Consider the following 26,733-nt stretch of genomic DNA (forward strand, 5'->3'; position numbering starts at 1 on the left):
GTGAACCAAACCAAAACTAAATCCAACTGAAGTTGAAATTAGTAAGTTTGAGTCGCTTTAAAGCTTTCAATACCTGCTTTGATTGCAGCTTCGATGTCCTTGTTGTAATCACCAGTAGCATCGATGTTTTGCATTAACGCAGCATGTTCTGAACGGAAGTAAGAAATTAATGCAGCATCAAAGTCTACGATTTTCTTCACTTCAACGTCAGCCATGTAGCCTTCGTTAGATGCATAAATTGAAACAGCTTGGTCAGCAATTGAGTAAGGAGCATATTGCTTTTGCTTCATTAACTCAGTTACACGTTGACCATGTTCGAGTTGCTTACGAGTTGCTTCATCAAGGTCAGAAGCGAACTGAGCAAACGCTGCCAATTCACGGTATTGCGCCAAAGCAGTACGGATACCACCAGACAATTTTTTGATGATCTTAGTTTGCGCTGAACCACCAACACGAGATACAGAGATACCCGCGTTCACAGCAGGACGAATACCTGCGTTGAATAATGATGTTTCAAGGAAGATCTGACCGTCAGTGATCGAAATTACGTTCGTTGGTACGAATGCAGATACGTCACCCGCTTGAGTTTCAATGATTGGTAATGCAGTTAATGAACCAGTTTGGCCTTTAACTTCACCTTTCGTGAATTGCTCAACATAGTCAGCTGAAACGCGCGAAGCACGTTCAAGAAGACGTGAGTGAAGATAGAATACGTCACCTGGGTACGCTTCACGACCTGGTGGACGACGTAATAACAATGAAATTTGACGGTAAGCAACAGCTTGCTTAGACAAATCATCATAAATGATCAGTGCATCTTCACCGCGGTCACGGAAGTATTCACCCATTGTACAGCCAGAATATGGAGCCAAGTACAACATTGCTGCTGGATCGGCTGCAGCTGCTGCTACAACAGTTGTATACGCCATAGCGCCAGTTTCTTCTAGCTTGCGTACAACGTTAGCGATAGTCGATTGCTTTTGACCAATTGCTACGTATACACATTTAATGCCAGAGTTTTTCTGAGCGATGATCGCATCGATCGCCATAGCTGTTTTACCAGTTTGACGGTCACCAATGATCAACTCACGCTGACCACGGCCTACTGGAATCATTGTATCTACTGATTTATAACCAGTTTGTACAGGTTCATCCACTGATTGACGCCAAATTACGCCTGGTGCTACTTTTTCAACAGCATCAGTTAATTTTGCATCAATTGGGCCTTTACCATCAATTGGGTTACCCAAAGCATCTACGACACGGCCTAAAAGTTCTGGACCAACCGGAACTTCTAATACACGACCTGTGCAACGTGCTTTTTGGCCTTCTTGAAGGCTTAAGTAGTTACCTAAAACAACGACGCCCACTGAATCCTGTTCTAGGTTCAGTGCCATACCGTATAAGCCGCCGTCGAATTCGATCATTTCACCGTACATTGCATCAGCAAGGCCGTGAATACGCACAATACCGTCGGAAACCATAACAATGGTTCCTTCGTTTTTAGCGGTCGCGCTGGTGTCCAGATCGCCGATACGCTGTTTAATGAGCGCACTGATCTCGGATGGATTCAGTTGTTGCATTGCGCTATACCTCAATCTTTATTAAGTTCAGTCTTCTAATACGCAGCTTTTTTCAAGCCTTATTACGCAAGAAGACGAGTCCGCATTTTTTCAAGCTTGTTAAGCGCAGAATCATCTATCACTTGGTCGCCTGCACGAATAACTACACCAGCAATAAGCTCTGGTTTAACTTCTACAGTTACATTTACCGCAGCTTCGAATTTTTTCTCTAAAGCATGTGCAAGTAATTGTTCTTGTACAGAAGTCATAGGGAATGCAGATTCAATCACTACATCCACCGTATTGTTATTCTGTGATTTGAGCTGTTCGTATTCTGCAGAAATTTCAGGAAGAAGAACCAAACGGCTATTTTCCGCAAGCAATGTCAAAAAGTTTGACACTGCCGCAGTTTGGTCTTCGCCTAATACTTTTGCAAAAAGACTTACCTGCTCAGCAGGAGTAAGCTCAGGGCGAGTTAAGAAAGCTGAAAATGCTTCGTCTTGCACCGCAGCACTGAGCAAGTTCAATGCAGATGACCAAGCGTCAGTTGCATTTTGCTCAGAAGCGTAAGCAAATGCTGCTTTAGCGTACGGGCGTGCCAACGTCAAGAGTTCAGCCATAATCCGCCTCTCTTAAAGTTTAGCAGCCAGCTGAGTCAGCATGGCATTGTGAGCTTCTGCATCAACTTGCTGGTTCAGGATTTTTTCTGCACCAGTAACTGCAAGAGCAGCAACTTGTTGACGTAATTCTTCGCGAGCAGCATTGATTTCAGTGTCAACAGCTTCTTTTGCTTGTTGACGAATACGCTCACCTTCAGCCGCAGCTTGAGTACGCGCTTCTTCTACCAATTGTGCACCGCGACGGTTCGCTTGTTCGATCAATTGAGCCGCTTGTGCTTTTGCTGCATCTAATTCAGCTTTTACTTGAGCTTGCGCATCCGCAAGATCAGCTTTCGCTTTTTCAGCAGCGTTTAAGCCATCAGCAATTTTACGCTGACGCTCACTAATCGCATTGATTAGTGGTGGCCACACGAATTTCATGCAGAATGCGACAAACATCGCAAATGCAATCGCTTGACCAATCAATGTGAGGTTGATATTCATTTCGCTATTCCTCAATAGTTTAATTTAGGAATTAAGCTGATTAACCTACAAATGGATTAGCGAAGATGAAGAACAAGCCAATACCAACACCGATCATAGGCACAGCATCAAGAAGACCCGCGATTAAGAACATACGAGTTTGAAGTTGTGGAGCCAATTCTGGTTGACGAGCAACAGCTTCAAGGAAGCGACCGCCTAAAAGACCAAAACCAATCGCAGTACCTAAAGCACCAAAAGCGATCAAGATAGCAGATGCAATTGCAACTAGACCTAAAGTGAGTTCCATGATAATTCCTCAGAGGTTAGGTTTATACCAAATTAAAGTAAAAAAATTTTAAGCCCAACCATCCTTTGATAGTTAGGCAATACCATTAATGTTTTTCGCTTGCCATGCTCAAGTATACGATAGTCAGCATCATGAAAATGAACGCTTGTAACGTAATAACAAGAATGTGGAAGATCGCCCAAGGCACAGACAGCGCCCACTGGATCCAGAACGGTAATAATGCGATCAAGATGAAGATCAACTCACCCGCATACATGTTACCGAAAAGTCGCAGAGCCAATGAAACTGGTCGTGCAAGGAAGGTTACTAATTCAAGAATTAAGTTCACTGGAATCAGTAACGCTTTTGCAACTGGGTTACTTGGATTAAATGGGTTAAGTGCCAATTCGCCAACGAAACCACCAATCCCTTTTTCACGGATACTGTAGAACAAGATCAGTACGAATACAGATAAAGACATACCAAGGGTAATGTTTGGATCTGTAGAAGGTACAACCTTAAAGTAAACGTGATGAGGATCCATACCAAATACACTTGCACCAATCTGTTGAGCTAAATAAGGAATCCAGTCAACAGGAATTAAGTCCATTGCGTTCATGAGGAAAATCCACACGAAAATGGTCAATGCAAGTGGAGCAATTAAGCGTGATTTGCCATGGAAAGTGTCGCGAACACTTGAGTCCACAAACTCAATGATCATTTCAATTGCAGACTGGAACTTGGTCGGAACACCAGAGTTTGCAGCTTTCGCTACACACCAGAATAACAAACAGAAAATCACACCAAGAGTGATAGACCAACCCATTGAATCCAAGTGAATAGCAGTGAACCCCATCTGTTGAGCTTCAGCACCAGTCTCAGCCAATTTCCATGTCCCGTCTGGCATTTTGCCATAGGTCATATTGGTCAAGTGATGCTTGATATACTCGGTCGAAGTAAGGGCATGTTCTTCAGCAGCCATAAATCACACCTGGTCAATGTCAAATACAAATAGAGTAAGCGAATATCGCATGCTGCGTGATATCTCGCTTATCTCCAAAAAAACTTTTCAATTTAGCTGCGCTTAAACTCGTTTTTGTAGACGTGACACCCAAAAAGGAGCGACCCACGACATGGTTTGAACGAGGATAAAACCACAAAACAACGCCCCCGGAGATAACGGTTGGACATTGCTTAAAATTAAAATAAATCCGACGATCACAATCGTAAACTTGCCCATCATCCCTCGGTACATATTTGAAAGTACCTGTTTGGATGCTCGCGCTCCTGCAGCTCGAAACGACTGCCACGAAAAATAACAACTTGCCAGCCAGCAAACACCCGCACCAAGTGCGGCACTTAAAGCTGCCGTTGCATCTTTCACAACCCACGCTAACAAGGCTGACACAGGAATCATAAATGCCTGCAAGATGACTAATGCTTTCGCTAATCGTCGGTCAATCATGCGACTAGTTCGGCTCATTATTTATCCACTCACAGCATAAATGCTTGACAAGTTTAGCTGATGATCGTTTTTAATCGCAGGCATTATAGAGTTACACCCCTGAACATGCAATCATTTCCCGACCTAAGTCGAGTTTTTTTCAATACAATAAATGTCTAGCAGCTGATTAAATATTGATTATTTTGTCTTCATTGACGCGCAGTTAATACACAATTTTTGACTTGTTGCGCCAAATCTGACCATGCTGAAATGAAGTTATTTTCTGCTGTTAAACTTTCGTCAACCGCTTGAAACACAATAGGCTGAAGTTTTTGATACTGATTGGCACTGGCATGAGCTTCTGCCAATAAGCACATTTTCTTTTGCCCACGATGATCATTCAAATATTTGATTTGTGCCAGTGTTGGCGCAATATGTGGATCATCAGTCATTGATCCAGCAAGTTTTAAGTGTAATGGGCGTTCTAAGTACTGATAAGCATCGTGATAGGCCCAATACGGCTGCACTGCACCTTGATTTTGGAATTTTTGCGCTATACCAAACATCTGCTTGGCAAAGACTTGTGCATTATGCCAATACTTATCACGGTATTGAGGTTGTTGCTGTGAACGTAATGCTGCAATAAAGAAACCAATACGTACCGCATTGTTTGGGTCTAACCACACATGGGTATCGACTGTGTTGGCTAAAGGTGCACCACGTGTACTACGTTGCGGTAAGGTTTTAACTAATCCTGAAGACAAAATAGAAACCGCTTTAGGATTATTATGCAGTAATTTATCCAGTGGAGCTTCATGAGCTTTGCCGAGCCAAATCACCAATCCAGCATCTTGTATCGCCTTGCGATGTGCGGGTGTTAAGGATACATCATGCCCAGTTTGGTTTTCCAAGAGTAAAACTGGTCGCTCTACCCCTTTTGTGACTTCTTGTGCAATCAAATATAATGGATGCGTTGAAACCACAAGACTTTGAGTCCACCCCACAGTACTTAGAATGGACAGTAAACAAAAAGCGAATAGACGAGACATGATCAAACAGCACTAAATTTTATCTAGTGTTATAATATAACAATTTAATAAAAATACCTACGTCTAATCGTAACTTAAAGCGGTTCATGTTAAAATTTAATGTCAATTTTTCTATTTCAAGCCCGAACTGAGGTTGCTATGAGCTTATGTTCGCATGAACATCACAATGCATTACATGGCGTACATGATCATCATAATGTCGCGACACGCCTTGCGGAAGCTGAAAGCCTCTGTGCAGCCACTGGCGCGCGCTTAACCCCACTTCGTAAAGAAGTGCTGGAACTGATTTTGACTGCACAAGGCCCAATGGGGGCTTATGATTTACTCGCAAAAATCAAAAGCGAATCTGATCGCCCAGCAGCCCCACCGACCGTTTATCGCACACTGGATTTCTTATTAGAAAAGGGGCTGATTCATCGGTTGACTTCAATAAACGCTTATATCCCCTGCTGCCACCCCCGCGAAGGCCACCAAGCTGCATTTTTAATTTGCACAGAATGTCATATTGTGAAAGAAGCATCTTCCGAAGGTCTACTACAACAATTAGATGCGCTTGCCACTTCTGATCATTTCACTGCACAACACAGCATTATTGAGATTTCTGGAAAATGTCAGAATTGCAGCCAAGCGAATTAAGCACTCCTGTACTCATTGCTTTAGAGCAAATTAGCGTCCGTATCGATGACCGTGACATTCTGAAACAGATTGACTTTTCAATCCATGAACAAGAAATTGTCACCTTAATTGGCCCTAACGGTGCGGGGAAATCAACCCTAATTAAAGTGCTACTCGGCATTTTAAAACCCAATGCTGGGCAAGTATCATCTACACGGAAGCTTAAATTTTCTTATGTACCGCAGAAGTTTAACCCATCGCACAGCCTGCCCTTACGTGTGAAGGACTTACTTGATTTAGAGTCCTGCCCTGCTGCAATTAAACAAGAAATTATTCAAGACACAGGCATTGCCAAACTACAAGATTCTAAAGTGCAACTGCTGTCTGGTGGCGAACGACAACGGGTGTTATTAGCGCGAGCCTTACTGCGCCAACCTGACCTTTTGGTCCTTGATGAACCAATGCAAGGGCTTGATATTCAGTCTGAAGCTGAACTCTATGATTACGTTCGCAGCCTACCTGAAAAATATCGTTGTGCGGTATTGATGGTGTCGCATGATTTACAGTGGGTGATGCAAGGTACGCAGCGCGTGGTCTGCTTGAATAAGCATATTTGCTGTAGCGGTTTACCTGAGAATATTCAACAGCATCCAGAATACCAAGCCATTTTTGGCACCAATCGTGTGTTCTATCAACACCATCATGATCATTGCGCTCATGGAGATAGTGCCACAGCCTGCCAACATGATCCTCGTCCTCATATTCACCCTGAACCGGAAGCCTAATAGATGTTGGAATGGTTAGATCTGCTATTACCTGCTTGGACCATGGGGACATTATTGGTGTTCTTAACTGCACCTTTGGGCTGTTTGATGCTTTGGCGTCGTATGTCGTTCTTCGCAGACACTATGGCACACGGGACTTTGTTGGGCGTAGCGATTGCAGGTGCCCTCAGTCTACCGTTTTGGGTCGGTGTCACTTTATTGGCATTTATGCTGGTCGCCATTTTATGGGTACTGCATGATCCGCGTTTACCCAATGATGCCTTACTAGCCCTCTGTTCAGCTACCTTGCTATGTGCAGGCTTAATGCTGATTCAACATTTACCAAGTTTAAGACCTGAATTACTCAGTTATTTATTTGGTGACTTGCTCACGATTGCTTGGTCTGATTTACCCATGTTTGCGATTGTGATTGCACTGGCACTGGCAGTACTATTCAAATACTGGAAAGCACAAATCCAAATTGCAATTGATCCTGACATTGCAATTAGTGAAGGCGTGAATGCCAAATGGCAACGTTTGGTATTTATGCTACTTTTAGCAGTTTTCACTGTTTTGGCATTGCGCGCCGTGGGTTCACTGTTAATGGGAGCGCTTTTGGTGATTCCAGCACTTACTGCTCGTCTACTCGCACACTCACCTAAACAAATGGTGATTTGGGCTTTTATTGCAGCGCAATTTGGCGTCAGTGTAGGTCTATGGTCGAGTGCTGCGCTCAATACCCCAACAGGTCTCAGCATTGTGCTGTGTATGGCGTTGGTTTTTGCGCTGATTTTTGCAGTTCAAAAAGTGAGGAAAATGGCTTAATCCATCATCTCTCATACATAATCTTGATCGCTCTCTATTATTGATGCACCAAACTTAAAAGTCCTGCAGCACAACTAAATAGCACAGCAAAAGTACGATTCATGTATTTTTGCTGTTTTGGAGATTTCAACAGTTTCAACACCTTCGCCGCTAAACCTGTATAGCCCGCCATCACAATCAAGTCGATACTGATCATGGTCACAGCCATTATTACATACTGAATCCACTGTGGCTTAGACAAGTCTAAGAACTGGGGCAATACAGCCAATAAAAATACGATTGCCTTTGGGTTGCTCATATTGACCAAGAAACCATAACCCACCAGTTTGGGAATCGACTTTGTTGCTTGTTGTTCTTGCTCAATTTCAATGGACTGTACAGGGGCCTTCCACTGCAAGTAAGCCAAATACAATAAGTAGCCCACACCAAACCACTTCACCAACAGAAAAGCCCAAGGTGTAGTGGCAAAAAGCACCCCGACCCCAGCGGCAACAATCCCAATTTGCACCAACAGCGCTAGTTGCAAACCAATCGCATTCCAGTAACCACGACGAAATCCATAGTTTAAACCACTCGACATCGAGGCAATTGCCCCTGCTCCAGGTGAAACACTAATCACCCAGCATGCCAACATAAACGCCATCCAAACTTGAAAAGACATCGTCACACCACCTCAGAAAAACAGGTCATTATATGACTTTTCACACATTCAATGTGCTGAGAAATTCTCACTCAAGAATAATATAGTTTAGGCTATTCAGCTATGCATGGATCAGGCACAATAAAACCCAGCCACACATTGAATAAAAATCAAAGGAGCTATAAATGACCGCACAATCCGTAATTTTACCCTTACCTTCAGATCATGCCCGCTTTATCGTATTACGTTTAAAAGATTTAACGTTGCCTGAATTAAAAGAAAAGATCGAAGATTTACTGGACACGCGAGATCGTTTAATTACTCAACATCCAACTGCAGAAATTAAGACCGCGATTGCCTTTGGGCCTGAACTTTGGACAAAACTCTATACACAATCTCCTGAGGGATTCAAACAACTTGCTCCAATTCAGGGTGCCTTTGAAATGCCAGCTGTACCCGCGGATGTGCTGATTCATATTGCCTCGCAACGTAGTGACATCTGCTTTACTTTAAGCCAAGCTTTCTTCGATGGGATTCAAGATAAAGTTGACGTTTTGGATGAACGTGTGTGTTTTCGCTATTTTGATGGGCGAGATTTAACAGGCTTTATTGATGGCACTGAAAACCCACAATTTCCTGATGATCGTGCAGAAACAGCACTTTTAGCAGAAGATGCAGGTATTTTTGCAGATGGTTCTTTTGTATTTGCACAGCGCTATATACATGATTTAGATAAATGGAAACGTCTAAAAGTCGACGCACAAGAAAATGTCATGGGTCGCTCAAAACTAGAAAGCATTGAAATGGATGATGACGTCAAACCAGAAAATGCTCATATTGCACGTGTTGTGATTGAAGATGATAAAGGCGAAGAGATGGAAATTTTGCGCCATTCTTTACCTTATGGCGATGGTAAAGGTGAGCAAGGCCTGTTCTTTATTGCTTATACCAAAAACCTTGCCATCATTGATAACATGTTAGAACACATGTTTGGCACAACTGGCGATGGCATTCATGACCGCCTATTGCATTTTGTGACCGCGGTAGATGGTGCTTACTTCTTTGCTCCGAGCGAGGAGTTATTGGAAGAGGTTTTGGCGGATTAACTAAAAAATTATGAATAAGCAGTTTATTTCTACTGCTTATTCAAAAGCCAATATCATTTTTGATTATATTTTTAAATAAAATATAAGTAAACACTGATTTTAAAATAAAAATTTTATTACATTTAAATACTCATCTTAACCAAAGATAATTTATAACTAATAATGTAAGTACAATTAATCTCACACTAGTATTAGAAAAGCCTCTGAGTCAATTGACTTCTTTAAAATAAACTTTTTTACCATCCGAACACACTCCATAAAAAACCCCATAAAAGTTATCTTTTACAGATAAGTTATTTAAATAACTATTGCATTCTAAAACTAAATCTCCGGCAATTTTCTTAAAAACTATTTTTTGCTTTTGATAATATGGAGCACCTTCATAATTATCATCTAAATAATAGAATCCTGATTTAAAGTTCTTTGATTCAGCTTGTTTAGTTGCATATCCATTCTTTATAAAATCAACCCCACCTAAGGCCAAGTTAATTTTATCAATATTTAAATTCAACTCATTATTATTTTTATCCACTTTAGCTTTTGCCCATCCAACTTGAACATCTTCACTATAAACATTTTTATAATATAAAGTAAAATTACCATTATTATCTTTTATGTAAAATTCATCATATGCAGGATCAAGTCTTTTAAATAAATAATCATCTACTTTTTTTGTAGGTGTAAAATTCTTACATTTTCCTGACTTTTCACAGATTCGATATGAAAAATAAAGTTTTGTATTACTTGACTTATGTTGAACTGCCTCTGTTGTACACGCATACATCAAACTAATTAAGTTGACAAAAACAACTAAACATGCGAAAAGACATTTTTGGTTAACCGATGTTTGCACATGCCACGGATTGTTACCGTCCCACTCAGCTTAGAACAGCGTGCACAACTAATTCTCCTGACCAAGCATGCAGCACATTGGCGTGAAAGACAACGTGCCCAAACCATTCTCTGGCTTTCCGAAGGTAAAACTGTTGCCGAAGTTGCTGCGTTACAAGAGCGTATCCCAGAAACCATAAGGCTACAACGCCGACATTGGGAGCTACATCAGTTTGAATCGATTCAAGAAGGTCATCGCTCAGGCCGTCCCAATACACTGACCTCAAACTATCAGGCTCAAATCTTAGAGTGGGTCAACACAAGTCCACTCAATGCAGAACAAATCCGAGTCAAACTGCATGAAAAACACGGTGTATCCGTGTCTGTTGAAACTCTTCGCAAGTTTTTGCGAGATTCAGGCATGGTCTTCAAACGCACCCGCCACAGCTTGAAAAAAAAGAGACCCGACCGCATTTGGACAAGCGCAACAGCAGATTGAAGCATTACGTGAGCAAGCGGCACGTGGTGAAATTGTATTGGGCTATGTGGACGAAACAGGATTTTCGGCTACGCCAGATAATCGTTATGCATGGACAAAGATAGGCGATGTTCATGCGGTTGATGCTGTAAGACTAAAGCGAGTTAATGTGATGGGTTGTCTGCTGTCAACGGGTCATCTGATCACCAGTTGCCTACAGGAGTCCGTTAACAGTCGCTGGTTTTATGCCTATTTGATGGGTGTAGCAGCACAGGTGAAACGCAGCTATCAAGTTCCTTTGGTGTTGATTGTTGACAATGCCTCGATTCATCGCAGCAAACAGATGGTAGATTGGCGCAAGCTTCTTGTACAAGAGTATTCAACGACTTTGTATTTTCTACCTGCGTATAGTCCTGAGCTGAATAGAATTGAGATGGTTTGGAAGCAGATGAAGTATAACTGGCGGGATTTTAAGGTGATGAAGGCAGATCAAATAGAGCGTTGGGTTGGGCAGATTTCAAAGGGTTTTGGTAATGAATACATGTTTACTTTTTAGTTGATACTTACAAATAAAAGAAATAATCTATTCATCATTGCATAATCTCTATGTGCATGGCGCCTTCACCAGGTACATCTGCTGAAATAAAACCTGAAATAATTCCATCTTTTAAAGCTTTCTGACAAACTTCTTTAAATTTTTTTCCTACACTGTTCAAAGTATTTCCTGTCCCAAAACCATTACTGTTCGTACCTAAATCAATAATATTATTTTTTCTATATTGCTCTTCTGAAACGCAATGTTTCGAAACTCTCTGCCCTTTTTTTTGGAACTCAATAATTTTATCAACCATTTTCTGAATAGTTTCTTCTTTTCCAAGCCCCTTAGCAATACAATCTGCTTTAACTTTTTTCACAGCCTCCCCAGGTCCTGCATATTGCGTTGCCTTCAAATACATTGCTTCTGCTTGAGCTCTTGGGCTCCTTATTGTACTTGTAATAAAAAGCCTATTCATATTTGCTTCTTTAGCTAAGTAAGCTAGTACATTTTTCGTTTTCTGGCTGACGATTACTTGTCTTTCTTGCTCATTAACACCTTTAAACCCAATGGTTACATCTGATACATTCGGGATAGCAGGTCTATCTAATTTTAACTCAAAGGCTTTCATTCCTTTGCTAATTTCGCCATCAAAAAAAATATATTCCCTTCCCGCACTAATCACTGTAATTTTTATCTTTTGACCAATTTCACCTTTATGTATTTTCTTACCTAGACCATGCATGCCACTTGAGTGGCTCTTTTTCTTATCTTTATATTCAATCGAATAATTTCCTCCACTAAATAATTGATTAGTTTTTTGATCGTATGTATATACTGTAAATTCAGTTTCACCATTGTCATTAACTAAAGTTTTTGGGTGACCATCATCACTCGTTGATTGCTTTTGATCTCTTCTAAGGGTCTGATCAGCTCCTGACTTTGGTCTAGAGACTAATGTAGATTGAGTTGTATTACTTTTTTGTGGAGTATTTTTACTAACATCTGTCTTTAACTTTTCTGATGCTGATTCAATAGCACCCTTTTCAATATAAATCTCCCTTTGTGCTTTATTCTTATCTACTTTTAAAGTACTAATATGAGTACCATCTCTTAATTTATAATTTAATTCAAATCCAGGCATTGCCTTGACTGTAATTTTACCATTACTATTAGTAACTTTAGATTTAGTTTTTCCTCTATAAGTCTGTACTAAATTTAAATTACTTATAGGCTTCTTTAAGTTATCATCATGATAAAATATTATATCAAATGAATGTAAATCTATTTTTATTAATTGTTCTTTCATTCCTTGTGAAACAGTAAAAGATTTAAGAATTTGACGAGAATCCTTCCCACTTATTTCAACAGAAATTTTCTCTCCTGATGTAGCAACTATATTTTTTTCAATCCCATCAATTCCAACTGAATGCTTTTTATCATTTCCTTTATATTTTATTAAATATGAAAAATTGGGTATTATCTTATTTTCACTATCTATTAATTTAAGATCAAAAATAACATCTGATATATTATTAAATATTTTATTTTGATCTATTTTTTCTCATTGCTCTGAGAGTTATCCGTACTTATGGATTGTTTGGATAATGGAGATGGCGTTTGATTATGTACATCTGTTTTCGACTTAATACCACCCTTCCCATTATTTACTACAATAACTGATGCATAATTTTTTCCATCACCCAATAAAGAGATTTCCTTATTATTCTTATCTTTTACTAAAATACCATTAACCTTAAACCTAGCACCCATATAGCTACAAACCTTAACCTTCTTTATCTTTCCTTTTTTATCTGTAATTAAACCCTTGAATAAAGGTACTGGTTCTTTATCTTTATATACCACATCAACTGTTACACCAACTAATGGATTACCAGCATTATCGACAAATGAAACATCGAATATTGAAGTTATAACTTTATACCAACGCATATCATCTTTTTCAGTCCCTGATATTTGAACTTGTTGAGTAGGATTCGATTTACTTACTACAAAATCAGGAACTAAAGAAGGGTAATTAGAAGGGTCAGATTTATGTAATTGTGCCTGTGCCTTAGGACTATAATAATATACAACACCACCTGTAAAATCAGGCTCTGTTCCATTAAATATAGGTTCTACTGCTTTAATCAAACTCATCAGCTTAGATGAAATATCACCCGAATCTAAAGCTTTTTTTGCTCTTTTATAAGGTGAATTTTTCTGAGTATACGCATCGTATCCTGTTTTTGTAACGATTTGGATAATATTGCTCCAGGATTTCCAGTTTGCAAACCCATTCTGTTTCTCATTGTATGGGCAATAACTTTCCATGAAGTTTCACTACAATTTTCAGCTTCACCATTAATAGTTGCAACAAATATTTTAAAATCTTCGCTATAGTTCATTTATTACTCACAAGTTTTCTTAATTATTTTATTAAAATATAAACTATTACCATTTTTATCTACATCCGCTAGCATTGCTACTAAATGTAATTTTCCTTTATCATCAAAATATGATTTTTCTTGAAATGAATTATATATAGCGCTATCTATTGGAACACTATTAAATTCTTTATTTTTCAAATTAGCTATTATTTTTTTATTTTTATTAAATAACTTTCTAGCATAGATAATATTTTTCTTAGAATCACTTTCAATTAAACAATTATTTTTTTATCTATGACAATAAACTCTTTAGTTTGATCTTCCTGTATCTTACTTATAAAAAAATGATATTGACATGGTGAACCACAACTACCATAAGCATGAAAAACATTTTCATTTACTTTATCAACTTCAGGATATCTCATATTTCTTAAAATGAAAGTAGTTTTATTATCAGAATTTTTTACAATATCGCAATATTCTTGATCATGCCCTTTACATTTCAATTCAACATTAAATATATCTTTTGCATAGACAGTCGAACTAATAATAATTCCACAAAAAGCAAGAGCTAAAATGATCAAGCTATTAATATTAAATAAATAAAATTGTGATCTCTTACTTTGTAAAATTTCAATCATGTTCATGCTCTTCTCCACAACCACAGCTATCAATATCTTCATCATCTAATGATTCAGCTTCCTGTTCAGAAATTAACTCTTTAATTTCTGTTAAATAAACTCCTGGTACTAAAGTGAGTTCTACATTATCAACAGAATCACTATAAACTCTTGCGCTACTTTCTTGCTCAAACTCATATACAGCTTCAATTTTCTTAGAATGATTAATTAATTTATATTCCATATTTTTTAATATTTTAGTATCAAATATTTGACCTAAATCAAATCTCATACTGTACATTCCCGTTTCCGGCATTTTCGGCAACTCAGCATTTACTGTTGCCCCACTCGTAAACAAATGCTGCCCAGCTTTACTTTCAAACTTACCGCCTGTTGTTGAAAATACGCCATCTGCATTAATTTTGAGCTGAGACCCACCCGCTGTTAGTACAATTTCTTTTGGACTTGTAAGTTCGATTTTATCTTCAGTAGAAATCAGTTTAATGACCTTCTTGGCGATTGCCTCAATCGCATCATCTTGTGCTTGTAACTCCAACTTTCCTTTTGCGGCATAAGCTTTAAAGCCCTTTTGTGCGGCAAACAAACTGATTTTATCCTGTGCATGCCCAATAATATTTTTCTGAGCACTTAGGTTAATTGAACCACTGGCACTCTCCGCAATATCCTGCGAAGCTTGCAGAATAATGTTTTCAGGTGTTGTTAAAGCAATCCCATTAGGTGATGCTAATAACATCAATGCCTGTCTAAAAATCTTGCCTTGTTCTTGCTGCTTTGCATCAGAACTACTTTCTAGACCTTGGGTATACCCCTCCATAAAGCCTTGCAAAGAATCTAATGCTGTGGATGGTGTAACTTCCAATTTATTTCCTTTGCGAAAAGTTCCACATGCACTCATCAAGTCAAAATCTTGAATATCGACATTGGCTAAAACTTTTCCTACTTCCTGAATACTCTCAAAAGGGTTTTGCTGAATTCGATCCTTGATACTTGCCAGTTTACCTTTAACCAGATCAGCACCATGTTCTTCAACATTTTCAATAAATGCTTTTAAATTTTCAGCAGCATCTTTGGCATCACTAAAGAATGCATTGAACTCCTCTACAACGGTTTTGGTATCGCTCCCTAATGCCCCGATGTCCGCAATAAAACCGCCACAATCTTTTAATGCGTGAATTGGATCTTTATTCATACTTTCTTTGAACAGATTTAATGTGCTTTCTAGCGCTTGCCCTGTGGTTTTTAACTCGAGTGATTGAATAAACTTCGGCAACCGATGAATTACATTCAAGGCATCCGTTTGCTGTTTCACCGCAATTTCGCTCAGTACATTCATACTGTCATAGCCCTGTGAAAGCAAAGACTGCGCTTGGGCTGCTTCTAAGTGGTCAGCAATCGCTTGCTCTTGTGCATAAGTACTAATCAGTATGCCTTTGCCAGCACGCACCGCTCCCCAAGCATCAGTTCTGAGTTCGAAGCCCTCGCCTCGACCACTGCTTTGCTCAGTTTCTTTAGGATGACTTAGATTACCCAAATTCAGCTGGGTTGCAGCATGGCTACTTTGCAACTGGGCACTGATCTGACCCGTCGTATCATCAAAACGCAACTGATTAAAACCGCTTCCGTCCACTTCTTGAGAACGTATTCCACTTAATTTCTTCGTCGAAGGTAATTGTCCTTTTACATCAAAACGCGTTGGATAACGTTCAGCTTCATGGATACGTCCAGTGACAAAAGGCCGATCAACGCTGCCATCAAAGAAGTCAATCACCACCAATTCACCGACACGTGGTAGAAAACGGACACCATAGCCTTCACCTGCCCATGGCGTTAAAATATCCACCCATGCTGAATCCGTGTCATTTTGATTACTACCTGCACCTTCGTCATGCTGATGATCGGAAGATTGGGTAAAGAGAAAACGAACTTTAATTCGCCCCCATTCGTCCACATAAATTTTCTCGCCTTCTGGTCCAACTACACGAGCATGCTGCGGGTAGGCCACGGGGCGATGTGTTAAAGGATTGTATTCAGGTAAAACTCTTATTTGTCGACGGACCAGTGTCAGCTCATTGGCTTGACGCTCTTCAGATGATCTGCGAGAAAAATGACTAGATTCGAGCAAATGACGCAATTGATTGTGTAATTCAACGGGCAAATTGTTTTGGTTATAAAACTGCTTTTCGTAAATCAAAAACTGCTTATCGGCACCTGTGTGTTGGTCAATTTCAGGATGTCCTTGCAATTCAAACCAATACCCCACTTGCGCATCACGCACGCTCGTCTGCGCTTTAAAATATTTAGCGCAAGCAGCTTGATACTGCCCCAAATTCGCATTGAGTTTTTCTAATTGTTGCGTCCCCGATGCCGTGGTCTGATCGGCGCCTGTCAGGTCTGAAATCCAAGCAGGCGTAATTGACCATGCCTGTTCCAAACTCAGGCTTTCATTGGCATAACTTTCACTCTGCTGATGACTGCTCAACAATGAGCCACTTCCATCATCCTGTTGCAAAGTATCCGCTTGCCAACGTTGAACCGAACTGGCTGTCGACTGTAATTGTCGATGCGCCACCAAACTGGTCATACTATCAAAACGCTCGGTAGCATGACTGCGATGAAAACGGATAATGCCCCGATTCAAAGCAGTAAATTGCAACTGATCATCTATCAATCTTAACTTTTGTGACTCAATCGCTTGCAAAGCATGGCTAACGATCAGACTGGTTTCATCGACCAGCCAATTAATACCCTCACTACGCCATAGACGGGTTAAAAAATCATAATCGGTTTCGTTCGCCTGCATCACAAATGGACGAACATCATAATTTTGAGTTAAACCTGAAAGATCTAGACTCAGGCTAGCATTAAACAGCGTGCTTTTTTCCTGCCATTCCTTAAATAGAATTTCACTAATTTCAGGCACGCTTTTATTCATAAATACTCGACTGTTACGTCGCTTATGCCAAAGTGCCGTTGCATCTTGCAACACCAATCGATAAACCGTAAAAGCACCATCGCTTTGTAATTGGCTGGCTTGGGTAATGATGCCTGTGATCCGTGCCAATTGCCCCATATCGGTCACTTGGTCAACTGCCACTTGGCAACCTATAAATTGCTTTAAGGCCAGATGAGCATTGGTCGATAAACAGATTAATTCGAGTTCTAAGCCAACATTGAGCGCATGTTTCCCCTCAACACGCTGTAGAAAGACCTGCGTATTCAACTCCGCATTGGAAAATTGGACGTGAATAGCCCTTTTTAGTGTCGTTAGACCCAATTGGTCTAAAACACGATGAATATGATTCAACATAGTTGTAATTCGTTATTAAAAGTTATACGTATATTAAGCGCGACATTCTAATGAACCGCTCAAATCAACGTCTAGCTCTTTTTGTAGTATTTTTATTCCATGTTTAAACATACTTTCGAGAAATGTTTTAGGCTCAACACCTATCCATAAAAAAAAGAGACTTACGCCTCTTTTTTATTAAAACCTTTTGATAAGTTTAAAAGGTAATCCGACGATATTGGCGGTATTCTGGTTTCCAGAAATTCGCTTCAATCGCTTCATGTAATAATTCATCGCTGACCATCGGTGCAACGCCTGCATCCATGGCTGCTTTTGCCACTTTAAATGCAATGATTTTAGAAACATTTTGAATATCATTAATATCTGGCAGTAAATCTGCATCAGCGTTACTGAGTTTAGGGGAGCAATCTGCCAAGGCATTGCTTGATGCCATGAGCATACTGTCCGTTACACGAGTTGCGCCTGAAGCTACCACCCCTAAACCAATCCCTGGGAAGATATACGAATTATTGCATTGTGAAATGTTATAAATCTTACCTTGATAATTCACAGGTGCAAAAGGACTTCCTGTGGCAATTAATGCACGCCCTTCGGTCCACTGCACAATATCGGCAGGCACGGCTTCTACACGTGAGGTTGGATTCGACAATGGCAATACAATTGGCGACTCACAATTACTCGCCAAGGTCTTAATCACTTCTTCAGTAAATAGACCTGGTTGACCGGAAACACCAATTAATACCGTCGGTTTAGCCTGCTTAACCACATCCAATAAAGAAATATGTTCTTCGGCATTACCCCAAGTCGCAATCACTTCAGGTTTTTGCGCCAATTTACGTTGGAAATCAAGCAAGTTAGGCTGATTTTCAGTGATCAAACCAAAACGATCCACCATGAACACACGCCCACGTGCCTCAGCTTCAGTTAAACCTTCTGCTACCATTTGCGCAACGATCTGCTCTGCAATACCACAACCTGCTGAACCTGCACCCAAAAAGGTAATAATTTGGTCTTTGAGTTGCTTGCCTGCCGCACGCGATGCCGCAATCAAACTGCCCACTGAAACCGCTGCGGTGCCTTGAATATCATCATTAAAGCAACACACCTCATCGCGGTATTTGTTTAACAATGGCATTGCATTATTTTGCGCGAAATCCTCAAACTGAATTAGTGCTTTTGGCCAACGGCGTTTGATCGCTGCCATCACTTCATCCACAAAGCTATAGTACTCTTCACCACTTATTCGTGGCTGACTCCAACCCATATAGATAGGATCATTCAGCAATTGTTGATTGTTGGTACCCACGTCAAGCGTAATTGGCAAAGTATAAGCTGGGCTAATTCCGCCACATGCAGTATAGAGGGAAAGCTTACCAATCGGGATGCCCATACCACCAATCCCTTGGTCCCCCAGACCTAAAATACGCTCACCATCGGTAATCACAATCACTTTGACATTCTTTTTATTTACATTGTGTAAAATATCATCGATATGTGCACGATCAGGGTATGAAATAAAAATCCCACGATGACGGCGATAGATATCTGAAAAACGCTGACATGCTTCACCCACAGTCGGTGTGTAAATAATTGGCATCATCTCACTTAGATGATTTTCAATCAGGTGATAAAACAAAGTCTCATTGGTGTCTTGAATATTGCGCAGGTAAATATGCTTATTAATTTCATCATTGAAAGCACAGTATTGTTGATATGAGCGCTGACTTTGCTCTTCAATCGACTCAATCACATGCGGAACCAAGCCATGTAAATTAAAGCGTGTGCGTTCTTCTTCTGTAAAAGCAGAGCCTTTATTTAATAGTGGGAGTTCTAACAGAGTGTTTCCAGCGTACGGGATATATAAAGGGTGTTTCGTCTTCAATTGTGCAGTTGTCATAACCAGTCTCAGTGCGCGCAATCCTCTCAGCAGGATTACTTTACGTCATCAAATTTCTTTTGATTCGGTGTATAGCTTAGACCTATTTCCCCAGCAACGTATATTTAGATACGTGATAATACTATTAAGATAATTTCGCTATTAAATGGAGCATTATTTATTGTTTTTTTATATTTAAAATACATGCCGACTTCATTAAAATTGCTGATATATTTATAATATATAGCTATTTTAGCAAGTTAAAGCTTAAATACACCTAAATCAATTATCACTATTTTCTATAATTTAATTTTTTACATTTAATTCCATTTAATTCACTTAGTATTTTTTTAAATGATATTAAAATTCAAATGAATAAAAATATTATTATATAAAACAAATATTTATAAAGATTAAGACTTTTGGCTAATTTCTTCTTGAGTTTTCATCCTTATTTGGGTGGTTGATTAGGTGGCATCTCTACAAATAGTGCAGTCAACTTACGCACCAATGGCAACATCACCAAAACTACGGGATAGGCAATAGCCCATGACATCATCCACGCTGAAAACCAAAGTGATAAAAAGGTATCACTCCAACCCAAATTACGTAGCATATTAATAAAGGAAATAATGCCACTCATTAAACAAGAGAGAAAAAAGGGCATCACCCAGCCCGCAAATTTGGCTGGCAGTTTAGGGATATTTCCAATGATTTTAGGCCGTTCTGTCATCATCTGTTGATTCCAAGATTTTGTATTTACTCACTATGCCATAGTTTCTCTGACAAGATGTGATGCAGCTTATAAAAGCCTGATGAAAAATTTCAAGGCGAATAAAAAACATTCTATAGAAAGGACTCACCTTATGGTCCGAAATTTGCTATATTTGCTGTTTTTCTGCGACATTTATTTTCGACTCTATGAACACGGCAATACAAGCAGCGCTCGATCATGCAGTGCAATCCCTTCAAGCGGAAGGCGTACTCCCATCTGACTGGAATAACAACAGTACTTTGACGCGTACCAAAGACCGAAGCCATGGGGATTTCGCATCAAATATCGCCATGATTGGTGCAAAAGCTGCGGGTATCAAGCCACGTGATTTGGCCGAAAAAATTCTCGCAGCACTGCCTGAAGTAGCTGACATCAGCAAAGCAGAAATTGCAGGTCCAGGCTTTATTAACTTCTTTTTAAATGCCGATCAGCGTTTTGCTGTACTTGATCAAATTCAAGCACAAAACTCACAATTTGGTCGCACTCAAGTGAATGCAGAAAAACGCATCCAAGTCGAGTTTGTTTCCGCCAACCCAACATCTAGCCTGCATGTAGGCCATGGTCGTGGTGCGGCTTATGGCATGACGGTTGCAAACCTGCTTGAAGCTACAGGTGCAAAAGTTGACCGCGAGTATTATGTCAATGATGCAGGCCGTCAAATGGACATTTTGGCAACCTCCACTTACTTACGTTACCTAGAGTTGACAGGTCAGGAACTGGTGTTCCCCAAAAATGCCTATCAAGGTGACTACGTTAAGGAAATTGCACAAAGCATTATTGATAGCGATGGCAATGCCTATGTTCACCCTGTAGCAGACGTCTATAAAGATGTACCTGAAGATGTGCAATATGCTGAAGAACTCGATGCGGAAGGCAATAAAGTTGTCCTTTCTGGCGACAAAGAAAAGCATATCGATGGTTTAATTTTTAATTCACAACAATTGACGGGCAAAGGCTATCGTGTTTTCCATCAAGCGGCATTGAAAGCGATCTTAGATGACATCAAAGATGATCTAGGTGAGTTTGGTGTAACTTTTAATCACTGGTTCAGTGAAGCCTCTTTAACTGAAAAGATTGATGAAGCACTGCAAACCCTTGATCAGCGTGGTTTCCTCTACGAAAAAGAGGGCAATATCTGGTTTAAATCGACTGAATTTGGCGATGAAAAAGACCGTGTGGTCAAACGCCGTAACGGTCAAACCACGTATTTTGCCTCTGACATTGCTTACCACCTAAACAAATTACAACGTGGTTATACCGACCTGCTTGATATTTGGGGTTCAGACCACCACGGTTATATTTCACGTGTAAAAGCTGCTATTGATGCAATGGGTTATGACTCGAAGAAACTGACTGTCCTTTTAGTTCAGTTCGTGAGCTTGTGGCGTAGTGGTGAAATGGTGCAAATGTCTTCGCGTTCAGGTCAATTCGTGACTTTACGTGACCTGCGTAAAGAAGTCGGCAATGACGCTGCACGTTTTTATTATGTGATGCGTAAGTCTGAACAACACATTGATTTTGATTTGGATCTTGCAGTTTCACAAAGCAAAGACAATGCGGTGTACTACATTCAATATGCCCATGCCCGTATCTGCCGTATGCGTGAAAAAGCTGCTGCAACAGGTATCAATTTCAATGCTGAAACTGCCCGCCAATTTGCCAATAAGTTGGACTTGGATGCAGAAACAGAAATTCTTGCCAAACTTGCTGCTTACCCAGAAGTGGTTGCACGTGCTGCCAATGCTTACGAACCACATCAGGTCGGTAACTACTTGAAAGAATTGGCTGCTTTATTCCATGGTTGGTATAATGAGCACAAAGTACTGAATGATGATGCTGAACTTACACAAGCACGTCTATTGCTTTCAGTAAACGTACAACAAGTATTACGCAATGGTTTAGAATTATTAGGTGTATCTGCACCTGAGACGATGTAACAGGTAAAGTAACGCTTTGCACATCGTCGGATCAGGAGCCATGCCTGAACTGTAAGACCGAAAGCTACGCACTTGAAAGTGGCTATGTAAACACTGATGTATTTCTCGCTTTGTGAAACTTGAGTTTTGCAAAGCGATTGTTTATTTTGATACGACACACCTCTCTCAATCCATTGAGGCCGTGTATTAAAATAAAGAAATAATAAGTCAGTCCTTTGTATTGATGAGAAGAAAAGAGGTTTCCACGTGTTTGGAAAAACGCAACGCGGTGTTTCAGAACGACCAAATAAGCCGAAAAAACCACTGATTCCAGCGTGGTTAGGTACGCTTGTGGTTATTCTTATCGTACTTAGTTTTGCAGTTGCTTTAATGCTATGGAAACCGTGGGCACCTGTTCAACCTAAAAATCAGGTGACATCTGAACACTATCAGGAAGAAACCAACAAGGATTATCGTTTTTATGATTTGTTGCCACAACAACAAGTCACCCCGATTCCCGAACAGGCTATTCCTGAAAATAAAGATTCAGGCACTGTGGTGATTGTGGAAGCACCTCAAGCAGAACAAGCGGCAAGCAGCACCGCAACTGATGCTACAGAAGCTCAAATCAATCCAACACCAGCAGAACGTACACCAAGCTATATTTTACAAGTTCGTAGCTACCCCGATCCTGACAGTGCTGATGCGCGCCGTGCTGAAATTATCTTGAATGGTTTATCCGCGGATGTGGTGAAAACTGTTGAAGGAGGTAAAACTTGGTACCGTGTGGTATCTGGGCCTTATGACTCACAAGAAGCAGCCGTCATTGCACAACAAACTTTACAACATAGCGGTATCGACTCCATTGTCGTCAAACGCTAAGTAACATAAAAAAAGATGCTGATGTAGCATCTTTTTTTATGCCCTCAACCCTTATAAGGCTTGCTCTTTGCTTTGTGCACGGAGATAGGCTGGACGCTGAGCAATACGCTGGATAAAGGCTTGAATATTAGGATATTTCCCCTGAGTTCTCGACACTAATGCCTGCAAAGGAAAGCTCATCTGAATATCTGCAAAAGAGAACGTACCTGCAAAATAATCATGACTAGCCAAATAGCTTTCTAAAAATTGCACATGATCTTTTAAGCGGGGTTGAATAAATCCTGCTTTCACCCCCGCAGTAATTTTTTTCGCGACAGGCTTAATCAAAAAAGGAACATGCTGCGGTACATTGGTCATCACCAATTGCATCACCAACAGCGGCATTAATGAGCCTTCTGCATAATGCATCCAATAACGGTATTGTTGTTTATTGGCATGATCCTGCGGTTTGAACTGTTGCTGTGTATCATATTGTTCTTGTAAATACTCTAAAATCACAGCTGATTCAGCAATACTCTCCTCCCCATCCGTTAAAACTGGGGCCTTACCCAAAGGATGTACCAGTTTCAGTTCAGGAGGTGCAGCAAACGTTGCTAAACGGCGATAAAACTGAATCTGATAATTCAGGTTTAACTCCTCCAAAGCCCACAAAATGCGAAAAGAGCGAGATTGCTCCAAATGATGTAAGGTAATCATGCCCTAGCCTCAATTTGCCAATATCAGAATTGCTTAACCTCAGCAATTCTCCCGAATATAAAAAGCCTGATTACATCAGGCGAGTGCGTATTTCCAAACTACGTAATAAAGTTTTGGTGACAGGAGTCTTTTCACTAATCTCAAGGACTTTCTGTTGTAATTCTTCTGATAAAGACTGTTGAAAGGATAACCGACGCTCAATCCATTCCTGCCCATCCTTATTACCATGAAACTCGGCTTCCACGCTAAAATCACCCAAATCAATTTGCTTATGCTGTGCATACATACGCAAAGTAATCATGGTACACGACACCAAACCTGAACAAAGAAAATCATAGGGTGCTGGTCCCAAATCTTGCCCCCCAAATGAGGCAGGTTTATCTGTGAGAAAATGATGTGTCCCACTTGAGATGTCACCTAACCAATGTTCCGCACGTGTGCGAACCTGTGCTTGCGCAATAATACTCATCTTATTGTTCCTTTGTTATTTTGATGCTTTCATTTTATCTGGGAAAACAGGGGCTTCTAAACGCGGTCCATCATAATCAGGAATACTTCCAAAGCGCTCATCTTGATTGACCCACTGTTCACGTGCTAACTGCAACTCTTCTTGAGTACGCCCTACAAAGTTCCACCACAGTAAAATTGCCGATTCAAAGGGTTCCCCGCCAAGCAACAAAATACGCGCTCCCTCATGCAATTCCACTGTAATTTCTGTTACACCTGGTTCTAATGCCAACATGTTGTCATCATTTAATTCATGACCATTAACAACAGCGGTGCCTTCTAATGCTAAAAAACCATATTCAAACTTTGGATTTAGTCGCAACCGTGTTGTGGTCGACGCCAAGGCTTTCATATCGACACCCAACAGTTCGGTATGCACTTTTACAGGGGAAACTACATTTAAGAACTCACCCACCAACACCGTAAATTCAACTTGGTCTTGTTCTAAAGTGGGTAATTCTGGGTAATGATCGAAACGCGGTGCCATATTCTGCTTGTCATCAGGCAAAGCAATCCAGAGTTGCGCTGCGTGCATATGGGTTTCTGTCGCAGGAGCAACTTCGGTATGTGAAATTCCATAACCCGCGGTCATTAAATTCACCTGTTTCGGGCGAATTAGCTGTTTCGAACCTAAACTATCCGTATGCATCATGGTGCCTTCAATCATCCATGTGAAAGTTTGCAGACCAATATGTGGATGAGGTCCTACATCCAAACCATCCCCTTGAGGAAAACTGACTGGGCCTGCATGATCCAAGAAGCACCATGCTCCAATCATGCGTTTATGACGACTTGGCAAAGCACGTTTAATAACAGTTCCTTGACCAATTTCTGCTGAACGTAGCGGAAACTCTTGAATAAATTGGTTAATATATTTTTCACAATCATCTGAATCTGAAAGTTCAATATAGTTACTATTCGTCATATTGTTATCCTAAAACTATGTTTATCCAATCACATCAGCATAGCGATAACCTCTACAAACGACCAGTTCAATTTAAAATTTACATGTAAATCTTTATCTGAAAGATAAAATTTCCATACAATAAAATACAGCTGTCTATATAATGCATCGCATATATCGAATAAAATGAAAAAATATGAACAAGAACAAAGAATTTAGTTTTACATACCTATTCCAATGAAAAATGTGCATTTTATATACAAAACTGTGATTAATGTTTATTATTTCATAAGAATGCATTGTAAATACAATGGAGCAGTAGCCTATGATTAAAGGAGGATATGGACAGACTGAATTGGGTCATAAGCACAACATCGAATTAGAAAACCGCCATAAAATTCAGCATAGCCCTGACAATACTTACATTTTACCCTCCCAATTATGCGAACCTGAAAATCGTGCGGCAATCGTCAATGCATTACAAGATCGTAATGCCCCCATTCCGCCACAATTTGAAGAGTGTTATTACAGTTATCAAAATGTGCATCAACGACATCATTTAAGACAAATTAATTTTTTAGCACAACTGTCCTTTCTCTGTTATTTTTTTGCGGATTGGTTTTTATTGCCAGATATTGTCTATATTTCAGGCATAGCACGTACAAGTGCAGTATCAAGCTTTATGCTGTTGAATTGGGCGATGTTTAAATACTGTAAAAACATTCTAACTTTAGACTTATTGCTACCGATCTCGAGTGCTTTCGCTGCCACAGTCTGGTTCTGGCTACTCCATCAATCCGAAAACTCGAGTGTTTATTTTTATCAATATGCTTCAGTCATTTTTATCTTATTGGGTTGTTTATCTATTCAAGTCCGCTTTCGGCCTTCAGTATTAACGGCATTACTCATCAGTGCTGTCATTATTTCTGGCGTCATACATCTTAATAACACACTACAACAAACGATTATCTTTTTACTGGTCTATATTCCAATTCTTATCTTTAGCTTATATATCAGCTGGAATAACACTTTAAATGCGCGCCGCACCTTCTTACGCTCTATGTTAGAAGAATGGGATCGTCACATGTTGCGTGAGCTGGCACATACTGATGAACTCACCCAATTAAACAACCGTCGCCAATTTGAATTGATTGCTGATCAAAAAATCCATCAATGGCCACAATATCAATCTATTTGTTTGCTCATGTTTGATGTCGACTTTTTTAAACGCATTAATGACAGCTATGGTCATGATATTGGCGATCAAGTTCTACAGAATATTGCGGAAATCGCACGCAAAGAAATGCGGCGTGAAGATGTCTTAGCACGTTTTGGTGGCGAAGAGTTTGTTGCGCTTCTTCCCGAAACTGCACTAGAAGATGCTATGATGATTGCCAACCGATTAAGACAAAAAATTGAATCCTCTACGGTGTATATTGGCAATAATATTCAACTTAATTTCACCATTTCAATTGGTGTTTCACAACTTGATCCTGAAGACGTCGATTTACATCTACTGATTAAAGAAGCCGACGTTGCCCTTTATCGCGCCAAACAGAATGGGCGCAATCAAGTAGTCTGTTTTGATTCTTTACCGAATGAAGTCTAAGTCCATCCTAGAT

At 40.0% G+C, this 26,733-nt stretch carries 28 protein-coding genes; 9 read left to right on the top strand and 19 right to left on the bottom strand.

Annotated elements, in window-relative coordinates; all coding sequences use genetic code 11:
• Nucleotides 1-38: 38 nt before the first annotated feature.
• The 7 genes from atpA to C3F34_RS05905 form a co-directional block, all read right to left on the bottom strand.
• A complete protein-coding gene (gene atpA / locus C3F34_RS05875; RefSeq protein WP_016165600.1) occupies nucleotides 39-1,583 on the bottom strand; it encodes a F0F1 ATP synthase subunit alpha in 1,545 nt (514 codons plus the stop codon).
• A 62-nt stretch (nucleotides 1,584-1,645) separates the two neighbouring features.
• Nucleotides 1,646-2,182, bottom strand: a complete 537-nt coding sequence (locus tag C3F34_RS05880; RefSeq protein ID WP_016165601.1) for a F0F1 ATP synthase subunit delta — start codon at nucleotides 2,180-2,182, stop codon at nucleotides 1,646-1,648.
• Between the two features lie 12 nt (nucleotides 2,183-2,194).
• Complete coding sequence (locus C3F34_RS05885) at nucleotides 2,195-2,665, bottom strand: F0F1 ATP synthase subunit B (protein ID WP_016165602.1); 471 nt, start codon at nucleotides 2,663-2,665, stop codon at nucleotides 2,195-2,197.
• A 40-nt stretch (nucleotides 2,666-2,705) separates the two neighbouring features.
• Nucleotides 2,706-2,951, bottom strand: a complete 246-nt coding sequence (gene atpE / locus C3F34_RS05890; RefSeq protein WP_000424060.1) for a F0F1 ATP synthase subunit C — start codon at nucleotides 2,949-2,951, stop codon at nucleotides 2,706-2,708.
• Between the two features lie 85 nt (nucleotides 2,952-3,036).
• Complete coding sequence (gene atpB, locus C3F34_RS05895; protein ID WP_016165603.1) at nucleotides 3,037-3,912, bottom strand: F0F1 ATP synthase subunit A; 876 nt, start codon at nucleotides 3,910-3,912, stop codon at nucleotides 3,037-3,039.
• A gap of 102 nt (nucleotides 3,913-4,014) precedes the next feature.
• Nucleotides 4,015-4,413 (bottom strand): ATP synthase subunit I, encoded by a 399-nt coding sequence (locus C3F34_RS05900; RefSeq protein ID WP_104441236.1) that lies wholly within the window; start codon nucleotides 4,411-4,413, stop codon nucleotides 4,015-4,017.
• A 170-nt stretch (nucleotides 4,414-4,583) separates the two neighbouring features.
• The gene (locus tag C3F34_RS05905) at nucleotides 4,584-5,423 is read right to left on the bottom strand and encodes a metal ABC transporter solute-binding protein, Zn/Mn family (protein WP_104441237.1); all 840 of its coding nucleotides are present in this window, start codon (nucleotides 5,421-5,423) and stop codon (nucleotides 4,584-4,586) included.
• 138 nt (nucleotides 5,424-5,561) lie between these two features.
• On the opposite strand from C3F34_RS05905, the gene C3F34_RS05910 reads away from it, so the two are divergent.
• The 3 genes from C3F34_RS05910 to znuB are packed head-to-tail and all read left to right on the top strand — an operon-like array spanning nucleotide 5,562 to nucleotide 7,627.
• Nucleotides 5,562-6,059, top strand: a complete 498-nt coding sequence (locus tag C3F34_RS05910) for a transcriptional repressor (RefSeq protein WP_104441238.1) — start codon at nucleotides 5,562-5,564, stop codon at nucleotides 6,057-6,059.
• Nucleotides 6,032-6,823, top strand: coding sequence for a zinc ABC transporter ATP-binding protein ZnuC (gene znuC / locus C3F34_RS05915; protein ID WP_104441239.1), 792 nt, complete (start codon nucleotides 6,032-6,034; stop codon nucleotides 6,821-6,823). The genes C3F34_RS05910 and znuC overlap by 28 nt, the downstream gene beginning before the upstream one ends.
• A 3-nt stretch (nucleotides 6,824-6,826) precedes the next feature.
• Nucleotides 6,827-7,627: a zinc ABC transporter permease subunit ZnuB gene (znuB, locus tag C3F34_RS05920; protein WP_104441240.1), complete on the top strand. Its 801-nt coding sequence runs from the start codon at nucleotides 6,827-6,829 to the stop codon at nucleotides 7,625-7,627.
• A 37-nt stretch (nucleotides 7,628-7,664) separates the two neighbouring features.
• Here the strand turns inward: znuB and C3F34_RS05925 are convergent, their stop codons facing one another.
• Nucleotides 7,665-8,288 carry a LysE family transporter gene (locus tag C3F34_RS05925; RefSeq protein WP_104441241.1) on the bottom strand — a complete coding sequence of 208 codons (624 nt, stop codon included), beginning with the start codon at nucleotides 8,286-8,288 and terminating at the stop codon, nucleotides 7,665-7,667.
• 164 nt (nucleotides 8,289-8,452) lie between these two features.
• Here C3F34_RS05925 and C3F34_RS05930 point away from each other — a divergent pair, with 164 nt between their 5' ends.
• Nucleotides 8,453-9,373 (top strand): Dyp-type peroxidase, encoded by a 921-nt coding sequence (locus C3F34_RS05930; RefSeq protein WP_044739585.1) that lies wholly within the window; start codon nucleotides 8,453-8,455, stop codon nucleotides 9,371-9,373.
• Nucleotides 9,374-9,581: 208 nt separating this feature from the next.
• Here the strand turns inward: C3F34_RS05930 and C3F34_RS05935 are convergent, their stop codons facing one another.
• Complete coding sequence (locus C3F34_RS05935; RefSeq protein WP_104442298.1) at nucleotides 9,582-10,157, bottom strand: hypothetical protein; 576 nt, start codon at nucleotides 10,155-10,157, stop codon at nucleotides 9,582-9,584.
• Nucleotides 10,158-10,226: 69 nt separating this feature from the next.
• Here C3F34_RS05935 and C3F34_RS05940 point away from each other — a divergent pair, with 69 nt between their 5' ends.
• Nucleotides 10,227-10,703, top strand: a complete 477-nt coding sequence (locus C3F34_RS05940; protein WP_004677047.1) for a helix-turn-helix domain-containing protein — start codon at nucleotides 10,227-10,229, stop codon at nucleotides 10,701-10,703.
• Entirely contained in the window at nucleotides 10,699-11,238 is a 540-nt protein-coding gene (locus C3F34_RS05945; protein WP_126038012.1) for an IS630 family transposase, read from the top strand. The genes C3F34_RS05940 and C3F34_RS05945 overlap by 5 nt, the downstream gene beginning before the upstream one ends.
• Before the next feature lie 34 nt (nucleotides 11,239-11,272).
• On the opposite strand, the gene C3F34_RS20540 is transcribed toward C3F34_RS05945, so the two are convergent.
• The 7 genes from C3F34_RS20540 to C3F34_RS05970 all read right to left on the bottom strand — a co-directional run bounded on the left by C3F34_RS20540 (nucleotide 11,273) and on the right by C3F34_RS05970 (nucleotide 20,167).
• The gene (locus C3F34_RS20540; RefSeq protein ID WP_228155334.1) at nucleotides 11,273-12,526 is read right to left on the bottom strand and encodes a hypothetical protein; all 1,254 of its coding nucleotides are present in this window, start codon (nucleotides 12,524-12,526) and stop codon (nucleotides 11,273-11,275) included.
• A 245-nt stretch (nucleotides 12,527-12,771) separates the two neighbouring features.
• Nucleotides 12,772-13,551, bottom strand: a complete 780-nt coding sequence (locus C3F34_RS20545) for a hypothetical protein (protein ID WP_228155335.1) — start codon at nucleotides 13,549-13,551, stop codon at nucleotides 12,772-12,774.
• A gap of 77 nt (nucleotides 13,552-13,628) precedes the next feature.
• Nucleotides 13,629-13,805, bottom strand: a complete 177-nt coding sequence (locus C3F34_RS20550) for a hypothetical protein (protein ID WP_228155336.1) — start codon at nucleotides 13,803-13,805, stop codon at nucleotides 13,629-13,631.
• 74 nt (nucleotides 13,806-13,879) lie between these two features.
• Nucleotides 13,880-14,254, bottom strand: a complete 375-nt coding sequence (locus C3F34_RS20555; RefSeq protein ID WP_228155337.1) for a hypothetical protein — start codon at nucleotides 14,252-14,254, stop codon at nucleotides 13,880-13,882.
• Entirely contained in the window at nucleotides 14,241-17,555 is a 3,315-nt protein-coding gene (locus C3F34_RS05960) for a type VI secretion system Vgr family protein (protein ID WP_104441242.1), read from the bottom strand. Before C3F34_RS05960 ends, C3F34_RS20555 begins: the two co-directional genes overlap by 14 nt.
• A 196-nt stretch (nucleotides 17,556-17,751) precedes the next feature.
• Complete coding sequence (locus tag C3F34_RS05965; protein ID WP_104441243.1) at nucleotides 17,752-19,452, bottom strand: NAD-dependent malic enzyme; 1,701 nt, start codon at nucleotides 19,450-19,452, stop codon at nucleotides 17,752-17,754.
• 430 nt (nucleotides 19,453-19,882) lie between these two features.
• Nucleotides 19,883-20,167 (bottom strand): DUF2798 domain-containing protein, encoded by a 285-nt coding sequence (locus C3F34_RS05970; RefSeq protein WP_104441244.1) that lies wholly within the window; start codon nucleotides 20,165-20,167, stop codon nucleotides 19,883-19,885.
• A 185-nt stretch (nucleotides 20,168-20,352) separates the two neighbouring features.
• Here C3F34_RS05970 and argS point away from each other — a divergent pair, with 185 nt between their 5' ends.
• Nucleotides 20,353-22,143, top strand: a complete 1,791-nt coding sequence (argS, locus tag C3F34_RS05975) for an arginine--tRNA ligase (RefSeq protein ID WP_104441245.1) — start codon at nucleotides 20,353-20,355, stop codon at nucleotides 22,141-22,143.
• Between the two features lie 246 nt (nucleotides 22,144-22,389).
• Nucleotides 22,390-23,004, top strand: coding sequence for an SPOR domain-containing protein (locus C3F34_RS05980; protein ID WP_044739578.1), 615 nt, complete (start codon nucleotides 22,390-22,392; stop codon nucleotides 23,002-23,004).
• 51 nt (nucleotides 23,005-23,055) lie between these two features.
• Here C3F34_RS05980 and C3F34_RS05985 read toward each other — a convergent pair whose 3' ends face one another.
• The 3 genes from C3F34_RS05985 to C3F34_RS05995 all read right to left on the bottom strand — a co-directional run bounded on the left by C3F34_RS05985 (nucleotide 23,056) and on the right by C3F34_RS05995 (nucleotide 25,132).
• A complete protein-coding gene (locus tag C3F34_RS05985) occupies nucleotides 23,056-23,700 on the bottom strand; it encodes a glutathione S-transferase (RefSeq protein ID WP_104441246.1) in 645 nt (214 codons plus the stop codon).
• 70 nt (nucleotides 23,701-23,770) lie between these two features.
• Nucleotides 23,771-24,169: an OsmC family protein gene (locus C3F34_RS05990; RefSeq protein WP_044739576.1), complete on the bottom strand. Its 399-nt coding sequence runs from the start codon at nucleotides 24,167-24,169 to the stop codon at nucleotides 23,771-23,773.
• 15 nt (nucleotides 24,170-24,184) lie between these two features.
• Nucleotides 24,185-25,132: a pirin family protein gene (locus tag C3F34_RS05995; RefSeq protein WP_044739575.1), complete on the bottom strand. Its 948-nt coding sequence runs from the start codon at nucleotides 25,130-25,132 to the stop codon at nucleotides 24,185-24,187.
• A gap of 304 nt (nucleotides 25,133-25,436) precedes the next feature.
• Between C3F34_RS05995 and C3F34_RS06000 the strand changes: the two genes are divergently transcribed.
• Nucleotides 25,437-26,720 (top strand): GGDEF domain-containing protein, encoded by a 1,284-nt coding sequence (locus C3F34_RS06000; RefSeq protein ID WP_104441247.1) that lies wholly within the window; start codon nucleotides 25,437-25,439, stop codon nucleotides 26,718-26,720.
• Nucleotides 26,721-26,733 lie beyond the last annotated feature (13 nt).

The sequence above is a fragment of the Acinetobacter sp. ACNIH2 genome, assembly GCF_002934965.1.
GTDB lineage: Bacteria > Pseudomonadota > Gammaproteobacteria > Pseudomonadales > Moraxellaceae > Acinetobacter > Acinetobacter tandoii.

What these genes read in the sequence shown, in the direction of transcription:
- C3F34_RS05995 (WP_044739575.1), bottom strand. Translation starts at nt 25,132, where the DNA reads ATGACGAATAGTAACTATATTGAACTTTCAGATTCAGATGATTGTGAA.
- atpE (WP_000424060.1), bottom strand. Translation starts at nt 2,951, where the DNA reads ATGGAACTCACTTTAGGTCTAGTTGCAATTGCATCTGCTATCTTGATC.
- C3F34_RS05905 (WP_104441237.1), bottom strand. Translation starts at nt 5,423, where the DNA reads ATGTCTCGTCTATTCGCTTTTTGTTTACTGTCCATTCTAAGTACTGTG.
- atpB (WP_016165603.1), bottom strand. Translation starts at nt 3,912, where the DNA reads ATGGCTGCTGAAGAACATGCCCTTACTTCGACCGAGTATATCAAGCAT.
- znuB (WP_104441240.1), top strand. Translation starts at nt 6,827, where the DNA reads ATGTTGGAATGGTTAGATCTGCTATTACCTGCTTGGACCATGGGGACA.
- C3F34_RS05935 (WP_104442298.1), bottom strand. Translation starts at nt 10,157, where the DNA reads ATGTATGCGTGTACAACAGAGGCAGTTCAACATAAGTCAAGTAATACA.
- C3F34_RS05925 (WP_104441241.1), bottom strand. Translation starts at nt 8,288, where the DNA reads ATGTCTTTTCAAGTTTGGATGGCGTTTATGTTGGCATGCTGGGTGATT.
- argS (WP_104441245.1), top strand. Translation starts at nt 20,353, where the DNA reads ATGAACACGGCAATACAAGCAGCGCTCGATCATGCAGTGCAATCCCTT.
- C3F34_RS06000 (WP_104441247.1), top strand. Translation starts at nt 25,437, where the DNA reads ATGATTAAAGGAGGATATGGACAGACTGAATTGGGTCATAAGCACAAC.
- atpA (WP_016165600.1), bottom strand. Translation starts at nt 1,583, where the DNA reads ATGCAACAACTGAATCCATCCGAGATCAGTGCGCTCATTAAACAGCGT.
- C3F34_RS05965 (WP_104441243.1), bottom strand. Translation starts at nt 19,452, where the DNA reads ATGACAACTGCACAATTGAAGACGAAACACCCTTTATATATCCCGTAC.
- C3F34_RS05970 (WP_104441244.1), bottom strand. Translation starts at nt 20,167, where the DNA reads ATGATGACAGAACGGCCTAAAATCATTGGAAATATCCCTAAACTGCCA.
- C3F34_RS05880 (WP_016165601.1), bottom strand. Translation starts at nt 2,182, where the DNA reads ATGGCTGAACTCTTGACGTTGGCACGCCCGTACGCTAAAGCAGCATTT.
- C3F34_RS05885 (WP_016165602.1), bottom strand. Translation starts at nt 2,665, where the DNA reads ATGAATATCAACCTCACATTGATTGGTCAAGCGATTGCATTTGCGATG.
- znuC (WP_104441239.1), top strand. Translation starts at nt 6,032, where the DNA reads ATGTCAGAATTGCAGCCAAGCGAATTAAGCACTCCTGTACTCATTGCT.
- C3F34_RS05910 (WP_104441238.1), top strand. Translation starts at nt 5,562, where the DNA reads ATGAGCTTATGTTCGCATGAACATCACAATGCATTACATGGCGTACAT.
- C3F34_RS20540 (WP_228155334.1), bottom strand. Translation starts at nt 12,526, where the DNA reads ATGAAAGAACAATTAATAAAAATAGATTTACATTCATTTGATATAATA.
- C3F34_RS05940 (WP_004677047.1), top strand. Translation starts at nt 10,227, where the DNA reads ATGCCACGGATTGTTACCGTCCCACTCAGCTTAGAACAGCGTGCACAA.
- C3F34_RS20555 (WP_228155337.1), bottom strand. Translation starts at nt 14,254, where the DNA reads ATGAACATGATTGAAATTTTACAAAGTAAGAGATCACAATTTTATTTA.
- C3F34_RS05930 (WP_044739585.1), top strand. Translation starts at nt 8,453, where the DNA reads ATGACCGCACAATCCGTAATTTTACCCTTACCTTCAGATCATGCCCGC.
- C3F34_RS05960 (WP_104441242.1), bottom strand. Translation starts at nt 17,555, where the DNA reads ATGTTGAATCATATTCATCGTGTTTTAGACCAATTGGGTCTAACGACA.
- C3F34_RS20545 (WP_228155335.1), bottom strand. Translation starts at nt 13,551, where the DNA reads ATGGAAAGTTATTGCCCATACAATGAGAAACAGAATGGGTTTGCAAAC.
- C3F34_RS05990 (WP_044739576.1), bottom strand. Translation starts at nt 24,169, where the DNA reads ATGAGTATTATTGCGCAAGCACAGGTTCGCACACGTGCGGAACATTGG.
- C3F34_RS05900 (WP_104441236.1), bottom strand. Translation starts at nt 4,413, where the DNA reads ATGAGCCGAACTAGTCGCATGATTGACCGACGATTAGCGAAAGCATTA.
- C3F34_RS05985 (WP_104441246.1), bottom strand. Translation starts at nt 23,700, where the DNA reads ATGATTACCTTACATCATTTGGAGCAATCTCGCTCTTTTCGCATTTTG.